The sequence below is a fragment of the Ideonella sp. P3_A4 genome, assembly GCF_056403075.1.
The window spans coordinates 1-1,019 of record NZ_JBFUGE010001175.1 but is presented as its reverse complement, the minus strand read 5'-3'; the positions used below and the strand labels follow the sequence as shown (position 1 = coordinate 1,019).

1 protein-coding gene is annotated in these 1,019 nt (G+C 65.4%); it reads right to left on the bottom strand.

Annotated features, from left to right (window positions below; translation table 11 throughout):
* On the bottom strand, positions 1-999 hold a 999-nt coding region (locus AC1DYI_RS36750), incomplete at its 3' end, for a GGDEF domain-containing protein (protein ID WP_477209009.1).
* Positions 1,000-1,019 lie beyond the last annotated feature (20 nt).

Sequence of the window (1,019 nt, the reverse complement as noted above, 5' to 3'; positions counted from 1 at the left end):
CATCAAAACAAGTGACCAGCTGTTGCGCCTGCCTACAATCGGTCCGTCGGCCAGCTTCTTTTGCAAGCGCTCGGCGCAAACGATTGCGTCTGGCGCCGAGGTGGCCGGCAGCAGAACCAGGAATTCTTCGCCGCCCCACCGGCCGAGCGCATCGACATCGCGCAGTTGCTCGCGAGCCAGATCCGCCACGGTGCGCAGCACTTCGTCACCCGCAGCGTGGCCATAGGCATCGTTGACGTGCTTGAAGTGGTCGAGGTCGATCATGATCACGCTGCATGGCGTGCCGAAGCGCGCCGCCAGCGCCATCGCCTGGCCCAGGCGCTCGGTCATCGCGCGGCGGTTCAGGCAGCCGGTCAAGGCGTCCTGTGTAGCGAGCATCCGGTTCTGCTCGAGTGCCGCTTCGAGCGCGGCCCTCTGACGCTTGCTGCGCTCGCGCATGCCGGCCAGCCGTGAGGTCAGGATGCCCACGCCCATCAACATCAGCAGCAGCATGCCGAAGTTGACTTTCTCGAAAGTCAGTACGACGGGGTCGCCGGCATCGCGCCGGATCCAGTAGAAAGACGCCGCGCCGAACATCCCGGCCGTGTAGACCGCTACGGTAACGACCTGGCGCACCGACAGGCCGAACATGCCAAACATCAGGATGACGGCAAGAATCGGCAATGCGGCGCTGCGCACCGGGCCAGCGAGCACGTAGCCTCCGGCAGCAATTGCCACTGCGTACAACATCTGGAACATCGCCAGCGACGGATCGCGCCACTGCTGGTTGATCCCGCTGCGAATCACGGCGAACACCGCGACCATCCCACCGAGTGCAGCGATGGTCCACGGCCAGACCCACCGGTGCTCGGGGCTGTTCACATCAGCGCCCGTGTGCAGCAGCATCACGCAACCGGCCATGATCGCGTTGGCCAGCGCGGTCTGGCCTAGCCGGAGGCTCTGCCGCGGGTCGTCGGTGAACAACCAGCGCGACAGCCGCTGCTCCCAGCTTTGCGGCACAGACTTGTCCGGCACAGGCT